This is a genomic window from Paenibacillus sp. FSL W7-1088, assembly GCF_037969855.1.
Classification (GTDB): domain Bacteria; phylum Bacillota; class Bacilli; order Paenibacillales; family Paenibacillaceae; genus Paenibacillus.
In genome coordinates this window covers 3,062,002-3,072,704 of sequence record NZ_CP150216.1, presented here as the reverse complement: position 1 = coordinate 3,072,704, position 10,703 = coordinate 3,062,002, and the positions used below count along the sequence as shown (strand labels likewise).

The 10,703-nt window shown below is 45.6% G+C and carries 9 protein-coding genes; 4 read left to right on the top strand and 5 right to left on the bottom strand.

Annotated elements, in window-relative coordinates; genetic code table 11:
- Positions 1-2: 2 nt before the first annotated feature.
- The 3 genes from MKY42_RS14145 to MKY42_RS14135 form a co-directional block, all read right to left on the bottom strand.
- Positions 3-1,643, bottom strand: a complete 1,641-nt coding sequence (locus tag MKY42_RS14145) for a TerB N-terminal domain-containing protein (RefSeq protein ID WP_339851877.1) — start codon at positions 1,641-1,643, stop codon at positions 3-5.
- Between the two features lie 154 nt (positions 1,644-1,797).
- A complete protein-coding gene (locus tag MKY42_RS14140; RefSeq protein ID WP_339851875.1) occupies positions 1,798-4,338 on the bottom strand; it encodes a diguanylate cyclase in 2,541 nt (846 codons plus the stop codon).
- 46 nt (positions 4,339-4,384) lie between these two features.
- On the bottom strand, positions 4,385-4,990 hold the full coding sequence (locus tag MKY42_RS14135) for a biliverdin-producing heme oxygenase (RefSeq protein WP_339851872.1): 606 nt from the start codon (positions 4,988-4,990) through the stop codon (positions 4,385-4,387).
- A 330-nt stretch (positions 4,991-5,320) separates the two neighbouring features.
- Between MKY42_RS14135 and MKY42_RS14130 the strand changes: the two genes are divergently transcribed.
- The 4 genes from MKY42_RS14130 (at position 5,321) to MKY42_RS14115 (ending at position 7,950) form a co-directional block, all read left to right on the top strand.
- Positions 5,321-6,118, top strand: a complete 798-nt coding sequence (locus MKY42_RS14130) for a Nif3-like dinuclear metal center hexameric protein (RefSeq protein ID WP_339851869.1) — start codon at positions 5,321-5,323, stop codon at positions 6,116-6,118.
- Positions 6,119-6,286: 168 nt separating this feature from the next.
- Entirely contained in the window at positions 6,287-6,712 is a 426-nt protein-coding gene (locus MKY42_RS14125) for a DMT family transporter (protein ID WP_179265025.1), read from the top strand.
- A 35-nt stretch (positions 6,713-6,747) separates the two neighbouring features.
- On the top strand, positions 6,748-7,446 hold the full coding sequence (locus MKY42_RS14120; protein ID WP_339851864.1) for a cyclic nucleotide-binding domain-containing protein: 699 nt from the start codon (positions 6,748-6,750) through the stop codon (positions 7,444-7,446).
- Between the two features lie 18 nt (positions 7,447-7,464).
- Entirely contained in the window at positions 7,465-7,950 is a 486-nt protein-coding gene (locus MKY42_RS14115; protein WP_076291148.1) for a DMT family transporter, read from the top strand.
- A gap of 85 nt (positions 7,951-8,035) precedes the next feature.
- Here MKY42_RS14115 and MKY42_RS14110 read toward each other — a convergent pair whose 3' ends face one another.
- Together MKY42_RS14110 and cysI are read right to left on the bottom strand one after the other, a co-directional pair.
- Positions 8,036-8,752, bottom strand: coding sequence for a YebC/PmpR family DNA-binding transcriptional regulator (locus MKY42_RS14110; protein ID WP_064640900.1), 717 nt, complete (start codon positions 8,750-8,752; stop codon positions 8,036-8,038).
- A gap of 210 nt (positions 8,753-8,962) precedes the next feature.
- Positions 8,963-10,684, bottom strand: coding sequence for an assimilatory sulfite reductase (NADPH) hemoprotein subunit (gene cysI / locus MKY42_RS14105; RefSeq protein ID WP_090897035.1), 1,722 nt, complete (start codon positions 10,682-10,684; stop codon positions 8,963-8,965).
- Positions 10,685-10,703 lie beyond the last annotated feature (19 nt).

Here is a 10,703-nt window from a genome sequence, read left to right as displayed (position 1 = left end):
AATCACCTCTTCACATGTTCAAACACATTGATATAATCGAAAACTATGCGATCACCATCAATCAGTAGATCACCAATCGTTTCCATAGCCATATCATTCATTTCATCCAACAGGAGTGCAGGCATCGTTCCGTATTGCTCAGCCACCCGCATCAGGTCCGTATGCGGGTTAACACCAAGCAAGGCATAAATTGCCTGTACATGCTGCGGAGACAGCATTTCAGAGAACTGCAACCACTCTTCATCCAAATCAGCAGAAAAATTCGCCTCCCATTGTAATGATAATGGCTCGCTAATCCCGCTTTCATGAACTCCGTAAGTTTTAAGCGCTCCCTCAAAGCCAACCTCCGGTTTTTCAGACTCCTCAGCTCTTTCAGTGTCATCCGTTGAATTTTGAATCGTTATAGGAGCTTGGCTGCTCGCATTGTTCGCATCCTCATCTTCGGAGGTACGATTTTCCTCGATCATGAGTGCTCTGCGCACATATTCACTTTCCTGCTGCAACGATGCAAGTTTCTCCGCATCAATGCGGACTATCGGTTGCTCTACTACTGGCATTTGCTCGACTGCAAAGGCTTTGTCCAGGTAACGTTCAATCACATTTGCAAGCTCAGGTTCAAGGGTCTTTCCACGAAGTCGCCCTCGGAAACCGAGCAGTTCACGGCATTTATTTTCCGTGCATCGAAAAACCCGGGTTACAAACTGGACAAAATCTGCATGCTCTCCAATCGGAACATATGTTATTCGAACCGATTTTCCATAAATGGAGTCGTCATATACGGCCTTTCGAAACAACGTACGTTCGATCGTCCTTTCATGATTTAGCTCAAACTGATTCAATATGCCGACCTTGCGTGTACGCATCAGATAAGAATCAACCAAAGCCATGACTCGGGGAATGTACTGTTCCAAAATTTCTTTGCCGCCGTCCCTGTAAAATTTGCTGAGCGTAATGTCGTAGTCATAATATCGTTGTAACAGCTTCAGCGAGATATCCGATATATTGCTGCTTAACAGCCGGTGCAATTCCTTATCCAAAATCTCCGGTGTAAGATAGCCACTCGAAAGCTCCATCATCTCGGATAATGACATGTTCAACTCATGTACGAGATCATAATCAATAATCCATTCCTGCATGTATACATCCAACTGCGGAAGCCGTTCACGATAGTTGATCCATAGCTCTTTTAATTGGTCGTAACCTTCCTGTGGTTCCTGCCAACCAATTCCGTTGATCAGCTCATAAATATGAACAAACAGATAAGACAGATCCGTATCAGGGAACCGTCCTTGCCGGACTTCCGTCCTCCAATACATATACCAATGGCGCTGGGGTTCGTTCATTACACCATAAGTCGGCCAATAACTCATAAAAGGAACCCAGGGAGCCTGCTCCCCTTCCACTTCCATGAGTTGCCTTGCTTCCTCCACAAACCTTTTCTCCGAAGACAATATGCCGCCAGGTAATCTTATATCAAAATCAGCACGGACAATCGTTGAACGATCAGGAACCGGGACTGCCGCTGTGATAGGCTCTTCGCTCAGATCAATTTCCATAAACTCCAGTTGTCTTGAATCCTCTTTCATTTGATTCCGTTTCACCGTCCTCCACATGCGAATACGAACAAGTGTATCCATATTCATTATTATAACACTTGTCCTGGGCCTGCGGTTATGAAAATAATACTTTCCGTTTGAATAGAAAAAAGAAAGGCATTTAAACTGATATTCAGTTTAAATGCCTTCCCTCTATACCATTTTGCTGCACCCTTTACAGTAAGGCTAGTAAAACCTCGTATCAAACCACGATAGCCCGATTTTTCCCGTCACTCTTGGCTTGAGCAAGGGCCTGACTGGCTTTTTCAATCAGATTTGAAATCATCAGCTTTTCTTCAGGAACCATTACCGCACCGCCAACGCTAACAGTGACCACGTCACTCGGACTGGACAGATCTCTCTGAATTTGAAGTGCAAGCACATGTTGTCTGATTTCTTCGGCAAGCTCCGCTGAACGTTCTGATGTTGCATTCTTCAGTTTCAACATGAAGGTTCCTCCCCGAAGACGGGAGATGATGGCATCATTCTGCTCACTGACCACCGCCAGCACTTCTCCAATCCACTGCAGGCACAGATCGCCACCTTGAAGTCCATAAGATGCATTATATGAACGGAAATCGTCGATATCTATAATTATCAGTCCCAAGCTGCATTTCTCCTGCAAACATTCATTCCAATCATCCTGAAGCTGGGCTTGGAATATGGCCTGAAGCGGCATGTCTGTTAACGGATCTGTGTTGAGATAGTTCTGGAGCTGACTGGTTGTCTCTGTATAATGATCCTGATCGTGATGGGATGCCCTGCTGTTCAGAAGCACCATCACTGACGGTTTGCCTGTATGTGTAACAGAAGCCAGTGTGATCTCAAACAATAGGGACGTACCCGTTGCTGTGGTGAAATATGCCTGGTTGGTAAACATACGCATATGATTAAGTTTCAGTTCCTCGAGATTTTGCTGCAAAATTGTTTTCGTCTTATCAGGCACAAATTCCCTGAAATCCTTGCCGATGAGAGATTTGGAATTTTCATAACCAAGCAGTTCGGCTGCCTTGTTATTGCAATAAATGATGAACCCGTCCGTCAACGTAAAAAAGGCTACCGGTGAAAATTCCATCAACTGCAAATAGCGCTGCTCATTTTGTCGTAAAATACGTGCATTTTGCAACGCTTGCTCTTCCGCCTGAACGAGCTGGTTTTCCGTCTGACGACGCACGATGGTTTTGAGCAATGGCAGCACATTCAGTTCCTTCGTTGTCCACGGATAAGAGGTAGACTGGACGACCTCTCTCCATTTTTCGAAGGATTTCCGGGGAGAGAGACGCATGCCATCATCGGTTCTGATCACCGCTTTGGCTGGATCACCTGCCCAATCCACAAGCTGAACCACTTCAGGCCGGAACCAGATGATATAATGATGCTGCCCAGGGGATATGGCAACATAAACAATACCCGATGCTTTTTCCTTGTAGGCTTTAGCAGGATCATACTCCAAACTCAGCTTGGAGGTGTGATAACTGTAATCTTCCGACTTGCCCGCAAGCCATGCAGCCAATTCCCGTACTTGCTCTTTTGCTGGCGTATCGCCATATAGCAGCAGCTTATCCTGATAACAGATCGCAGCTCCCGAAGCATCCATAAGACTCAGTAAGGTCTGCTCTTCGCCCTGCAATTCTTCAATAATCCTCGCTGGACTTGTATTCCCAATAAAAATATTAGCAATTTGGGTAGCCGCTTCACGTGACCTGATCTCAGCCTGATATTCATCCAGCTGCTGCCGTTGAAACAGTTCACTTGAGAAGAAGGAGCCCAGGAAGTTACACAAGTTACGAATACGATGGGGTATATATCTGGCTGAATAGTGATGACATGTAATCAGGCCCCACAGTTGGTTGTCATGGATCAGTGAGATGGTTACGGTCGCACCAACACCCATGTTCTGTAAATACTCAATGTGCAAAGGAGATACACTCCGCAGAACCGACAAGCTCAGATTAAGCGGTTTGCCCGTTAAAGGTTGAAGCAGGGGAACGATCTCGACAGGTGTATAATTCACGTTCACGATGGTGCGCAACCAATTTCGCAGGTACAATTCCCTTGCCTGTTTGGGAATATCTGACGCAGGATAATGATGGCCGAGAAACGGTTCGAGCTCTTCCTCGCGTGCTTCTGCAATGACCTTCCCATTCCATTGTTCGTCAAATTCATAGATCATGACCCGATCATAACCTAGCATTTCTTTCACTTGTTCGGCTGCAATCTGACTCGCTTCCACCCGATTATCAGTACATTTAAGCCGGCTGAAGAAGCTGGAAATCCACTCAAAATCATTAACTTCAATATTTCCTTTCTCATAGGAAGGCTCCATTTCCAAAATTAACAGGCCTTCACTTTCATGAATGACAGAAGTGAAGACCTGAGCATGTCCGGAAACGGTAACCGTGAGATCCATATATTGCAGGTCTGATGTTACAGATGCACTGAAGGTGCGTGCCAGTACCTGCCTTGTATTATCCTTGCCAATTAGATGTTCGAGTGGAAGGCCCAGCACCTCTTGCGTAGTAAGACCGAGATGTTCCTCCGTATTTTGGCTGCATTGTACAATAGTCGGTATATTGTTGGTGCTCACAGCCAAGAGCACACCATGAGGTTGAATGAAGCCGGGGATATGAATAGGTTCTTTGTCGCAATTGTTTAGATCAATTGGATCATTGGTGTACGTACCCTGATTGAGCAATGTACGGTTAAGCAAATTATTTTCTTTCTTGGACTTCGATTCGGGCATAGCCTGAAAAATCCCCTCTCATGATGTGATAACTCTTATTCTCAACTTACAACTGATCTGTATCTGTATTGATCCATTGGTCAAGTAATCGGAACGTTTCCGAGGCCGTGTGCACCATGATGTCGTGATCTTCTTCCGCTGTGATGGATTGACGCAGTAGTTCCGTGAACTCCGCCCATCTCGTTCTGGTTTCCGTACCATAGGCATTAAAATATTCCAGCCCCCGATCTGCATCAATCGGCAGGAACTGTGACAAACGTTTGGTCATAATCTGACCTCCATTCGTAGATCCTTCAATGACGTATAAATAACCGAACAACCTTGCTGGTGTCGAGATATCCGGAAGATTCTTACATAAAGGCACCTGGCTGATTTCCTCTTCACTGGCACCCAGATTCCGCAGGTCATTTTCAAGCAAATTTGCTTTGCCTCTAATCCCGATATCAAGTCCGGTGCTTTCCCAAAAAGGCTGCTGTACAGCTTGATCTTCCAATGGTTTCAGGAACCCGTAAAATTTATCCAGATATTTCTTATACTCTCCCAAGCTAACGGTTTGATTCATAATAGCCTTGGCATACTCGTTCTGTTCCACTTGTCTGTGATAATGAGCTGTTTCACTCTTCAGACGTTCCATTATGGTACTGGTTGTCATGTAATCATCGCCCTTCTATGTCGGATCTCTTCATCAGAATTAAGACTTATACTTAACTAAATGTTCAGTGTAGGTTTGAATGGATAACCCATTTCATCTAGATAAAGACTCTATGTAAGTATACTTTTTCTTGTAGGAGAAAACTATATGAATCCAGCATCGTTACATTTTGAATACGATTGTTCGTTGTTATATTAAACAGCTACCTATCATCAATTCCGCAGCTGTCCGCCCATCTTTCTTTCAACAGGAAAAAGTCCATATCTATGATGCTGTTCATCCATCAACATGATAAACTGTGCATATCCTATTCTTGGAGGTATGAAGTATATGAATATAACCATTCAACACATAATAGATCACCTTACCGCCAAAGTTGAACTTCCAGAAACCACCGTGGATCAACTGATTACGGGTTCTCCCAATCAAATGGTCAAAGGCATCTTTGTAACTTTTATGCCTACACAACATGTGATTGAGCATGCCATACAACGTGGAGCTAATCTGATTATCGCTCATGAACCTCCCTTCTATAATCATCATAGCCATACCGATTGGCTGGCTGATGATCCAGTTTATGAAACCAAGAGAAAGCTAATCGATAACGGTGGAATTGCGATCTATCGTTGCCATGATGCAATTCACCGCTTTCACCCGGATGGCATTACGGAGGGATTGGTTCAGGCATTAGGATGGTCCCCTTATGTGGTACAGCGTAAACCGGAAGCTGACATTCTATCCTTTCCGGAAGGAATGACAGTTCAGCTTATTGCGGAACATATTAAACGTTCGCTTGGGATCGAATATGTACGCCTAGCTGGTGATCCAAAGATGGTATGCAGACGAGCAGCAGTGCTTGTTGGTTTTCGAGGCAACGGCAATCTGACCATTCCTTTACTTCAACAGGAAGAGTTGGATCTGATTATCGCAGGTGAAGGATTCGAATGGGAGACACCGGAGTACATACGAGATGCTGTGCAGCAAGGAAAACAAAAGGCAGTTCTTATGATCGGTCATGCCGAGAGTGAAGCTGTCGGGATGAAGCTTTTGTCAGAAAGATTGGCTACAGCTTTCCCGGAATTGCCTGTTCATTTTATTGGTGAGCAACCGGTGTTTCAAGTATTGTGATCTTCAGAATGACGAGCCATCCTGGGTTCTGACTGGATTTTGCGGAGGGTTTATTGTACTCTAAATGCTATGACTTCTGAGCTGAGGACATTTGTCCTTGGCTTTTTGAGTGGATATATCATTTAATAGAAATCGAAGAAGTAATGACGCGACAAGGAGAGTACAACCATGAGAGGAATTATTTTTGCAATATTAGGCGGTGCATGCATTACCCTGCAAGGGGTTGCCAATACCCGAATCAGTACGGACATGGGAACCTGGCAAGCCGCAACCATTACCCAACTCACCGGGTTCATTCTGGCGGCTCTGATCCTTGTATTCGTGCGGGACATCAACCTGCAAGGATTGAAGCAAGTCAAGCCCATGTACTTGGCAGGAGGCGCGTTTGGTGCAGTAATTATTTTTAGCGAAGTCACGGCTATCCAGCAAATTGGGGTAACTTTTACGATCTCCGCCCTGTTGATTGCACAGCTGTTCCTGACCTTTCTGGTCGACAGTAACGGATGGTTTGGTGTTGTGAAGCAGAAAATGAAACTACCGCAATTTCTGGGTATAGCATTAATGGTTACGGGCGTCATTATTATGAAGCTGTAACTGGTCGAGTATAAAGTCGGGGGTGAAATACATTTATGGAAGAGTTTCAGAATGAGCATCAATTATTGCACTATTTAAAACAATATCAACTCGAATCGGTATTTCACGAGCCCCTGCGTCCGCATATGACGTTATGCCACTTCGAGAAGTGCGAATTAATCTGCCGTGAAGGCGAAACATCCGAATATTTATATATACTGGTCGAGGGGAAAGTCAAAATCTTCACGACCTCACCACAGGATAAAACACTCGTTCTTTGCTTCAAAACACCGCTTGAAGTGGTTGGTGATATCGAGTACGTTCGGGAGAGTAACATCGTGAACACGGTACAGGCGGTCTCACCTGTCGAGATGCTGCGCATTCATTATCAATGGTTAGCTGAACTTGCCAGCGATTACGCACCCCTGTTGAAATTTCTGCTCCAAATTATATCCCATAAGTTTTACATTGATTCGAACTTCTCCAACTTCAACCTGATGTATCCGGTCGAGGTTCGATTAGCCAGCTATTTGCTCTCCATCTCTACCGAAGAAGCGGGGACTGTTGTCCACGAAGAACTGGACGCCTTTAATTTGACAGATATCGCGAATCTGATCGGTACGAGTTATCGGCATTTGAATCGGGTGATTCAGAAGCTGTGTGCAGATGGATTAATCATGCGGGATCAGGGCTTTATTATGGTTAAAGATCGGGCAGGTCTGGCAGAAGTGGCGGGTCACAACATCTATGAATAAGGAGATCTCTATCCTATGATCATTACAGGTATTTTGCTAGCGTTACTGGCAGGTTCTCTTGTCAGTCTGCAGACCATCTTTAATAGTAAGGTAAATGAACGTACCGGCTCGTGGTCCACAACAACGATGGTGCTGTTCACCGGGTTTATTGCATCGTTTCTGATTTCTCTAATGGTGGAGGGCAAAAATACGTTTAGCTTCCAACATATGCAGCCCTGGTACTGGCTTAGTGGAGCCATCGGTGTTGGGGTGGTCTTCTGTCTCGTTCAGGGGATGAAGCTGCTTGGTCCCACATTTGCGATCTCTATCGTACTTACATCCCAGTTAAGTTTCGCCTTGCTGTTTGATTCCATGGGATGGCTTGGACTGGAGCAGATCCCATTCTCGTGGAACCAGCTTCTGGGCGTTCTTGTCATCGTTGGCGGTATTGTGTTATTCAAGTTTGGCGGTAGCAAATCGGCAAAATCGAAAAAATCTCCTGGTGCATTGCAATCCGATTCATAGGAGAACAATAAAAAGAGTGTCTGTCCAATCCGTAGATTGGCTAGACACTCTTTTTGGCAATCAAACCACGTATCGTTTAGTTCGCTTAAACGAACTCTACGTTGTGGTACACTTGCTGAACATCTTCAAGGTCTTCAAGCGCATCGATCAGTTTCTCGAACTGGGCTTGTGCATCCTCTGGAAGTTCAATATGATTTTGCGCAAGCATCGTCAGCTCGGCTACTGTGAACTCAGTAACACCGGCAGCTTTAAATGCTTCCTGTACAGCGTGGAATTGATCCGGTTCTGCATATACGATCACAGCATCGTCTTCGTCCACGATATCACGTACATCCACATCTGCTTCAAGCAGAAGTTCCAGTACTTCCTCGGAGTTTTTGCCTTCTACCCCGATTACCGCTGTAGGATCAAACATATAAGCAACCGATCCGCTCACACCCATATTACCCGCGTTTTTGTTAAAAGCAGAGCGTACTTCGGGTGCAGTACGGTTCACATTATTCGTGAGGGCATCCACGATAACCATGGCACCATTGGGCCCGAATCCTTCATAACGCAACTCTTCATAATTTTCGTCCCCGCTGCCTTTTGCCTTTTCCATGGCACGGTCAATAATGGCTTTGGGTACGTTATACGTTTTGGCACGTTCCAGCACGACTTTCAGTGCGCGGTTCGCTTCCGGGTCCGGTTCGCCCTTCTTGGCAGCTACATAAATCTCAACGCCGAATTTAGCATAGACCCGGCTGGTATTTGCATCTTTTGAAGCTTTTTTTTCTTTAATATTATTCCACTTACGACCCATATCGTTTCCGCTCACTTTCAACATATAATCTGCTTTCTACCTAGTCATTATATCTTGTTGGGCGTACTTCAACAAGTTTAGACTCACGAAAAAATGGTAAAAGGCAAGTCGATCTCACCTTGCCACGTTCAGAAATCCCAAAGGGAAACGATCCAAAAACGCCAAAGAAGCAATTCCCTAGGGAATGCTTCTCTTCACGAATTCATCTAATTAGGCATGAAACTGCTGACCGTCCAGCACTTCAGGCACATAACCGGCACGAATGACGAAATCTCCAAAATGCTCACCATCATGGCGCTCTTTGGCATATTGATTCACCATTGGAGTCAATGTATCCAAAATTTCGGCTTCGCCAATATTTTCTTTGTACAATTTGTTCAAGCGATGACCGGTAAAACTTCCACCGAGGTACATATTGTATTTTCCCGGAGCTTTGCCGATAAACGAAATCTCGGCCAGCATCGGTCTTGCGCAGCCGTTCGGGCAACCCGTCATACGAATGACAATCTCTTCGTCTCTCAGCCCCGCTTCGTCCAGTACAGGCTCCAGCTTGTCGATCAGTGATGGCAGATACCGTTCGGATTCCGCCATGGCAAGACCACAAGTCGGAAGCGCCACACAAGCCATAGAGCTTCTGCGAAGCGCCGAGTAGTGAGCACCATCGGTCAGATTGTATTGCTCAATCAGTGCCTCAATCTTTTTCTTCTTCTGGCTGCTTATGTTTCCGATAATGAGATTCTGATTAGCTGTCAGACGGAAATCTCCGGTATGGATTTTGGCAATTTCACGAAGACCTGTCATGAGCGGATAACCGTCCACATCCTTCACACGTCCATTTTGAATGAACAAGGTGTAGTGCCATCTGCCGTTGCTGCCTTTCACCCAACCGTAACGATCTCCATTATGTTCAAAATGGAACTCACGCGCCGCATCCAGCTTCCAGCCGAGACGACTCGTCAGTTCTTCCACGAACCAGGCGAGGCCGCGGTCATCGATTGTATATTTGAAGCGAGCATGTTTACGCACTGCACGATCCCCATAATCACGCTGAATCATAACCGTCTTCTCCGCAACATCAATCATTTGCTCTGGTGTACAGAAACCAATGACTTTGGACACCTGAGGGTACGTCTTCGGATCACCATGAGACATCCCCATACCACCGCCGACAGATACGTTAAAGCCTTGCAGCTTGCCGTTCTCTACAATAGCGATAAAGCCGAGATCCTGCGAAAACACATCTACATCATTGGATGGCGGAACGGCAATCCCGATTTTGAACTTACGCGGCAAATACACTTTGCCGTAGATCGGTTCTACTTCTTCATCCGTGTCCTGTGAATCGATAATTTTCTCTCCATCCAGCCACAGCTCATGGTAAGCACGCGTGCGTGGATCAAGATGATTACTCACCTGGCATGCCCATTCATATACTTCAGCATGAATATCCGATTGATCCGGATTCGGGTTACACATGACGTTCCGATTGACGTCACCACATGCAGCCAGGGTGCTGAGCAACGAATCGTTCACTTCCCGAATGGTATTTTTGAGGTCCCATTTAAGCACACCATGCAGCTGAAATGACTGGCGCGTCGTCAGACGAATGGTTTCATTCGCATATTTATGTGCTACACGATCCATCATTAACCACTGTTCGGGTGTAACAATTCCTCCGGAAGCACGCACACGCAACATGAATTGGTACGCAGGCTCCAGCTTGGATTTATTCCGCTCATTACGCAGGTCGCGGTCGTCTTGCATATAACTGCCGTGATGTTTCATCAGACGGTTATCGTCCTCAGGAATCGCACCACTGATCCGATCCGCCAGCGTTTCAGTCAGACTTCCACGCAAGTAGTTACTTTTGATCTTTATATCTTCCACATCGCTGTTCGTGCGCTGCGGGTTAAGTAAGTTATTATAAGCCATGCTGCTTTCTCCTCTCGTA

What these genes read in the sequence shown, in the direction of transcription:
- MKY42_RS14135 (WP_339851872.1), bottom strand. Translation starts at nt 4,990, where the DNA reads ATGACAACCAGTACCATAATGGAACGTCTGAAGAGTGAAACAGCTCAT.
- MKY42_RS14120 (WP_339851864.1), top strand. Translation starts at nt 6,748, where the DNA reads ATGGAAGAGTTTCAGAATGAGCATCAATTATTGCACTATTTAAAACAA.
- MKY42_RS14145 (WP_339851877.1), bottom strand. Translation starts at nt 1,643, where the DNA reads ATGAATATGGATACACTTGTTCGTATTCGCATGTGGAGGACGGTGAAA.
- MKY42_RS14140 (WP_339851875.1), bottom strand. Translation starts at nt 4,338, where the DNA reads ATGCCCGAATCGAAGTCCAAGAAAGAAAATAATTTGCTTAACCGTACA.
- MKY42_RS14110 (WP_064640900.1), bottom strand. Translation starts at nt 8,752, where the DNA reads ATGGGTCGTAAGTGGAATAATATTAAAGAAAAAAAAGCTTCAAAAGAT.
- MKY42_RS14130 (WP_339851869.1), top strand. Translation starts at nt 5,321, where the DNA reads ATGAATATAACCATTCAACACATAATAGATCACCTTACCGCCAAAGTT.
- cysI (WP_090897035.1), bottom strand. Translation starts at nt 10,684, where the DNA reads ATGGCTTATAATAACTTACTTAACCCGCAGCGCACGAACAGCGATGTG.
- MKY42_RS14125 (WP_179265025.1), top strand. Translation starts at nt 6,287, where the DNA reads ATGAGAGGAATTATTTTTGCAATATTAGGCGGTGCATGCATTACCCTG.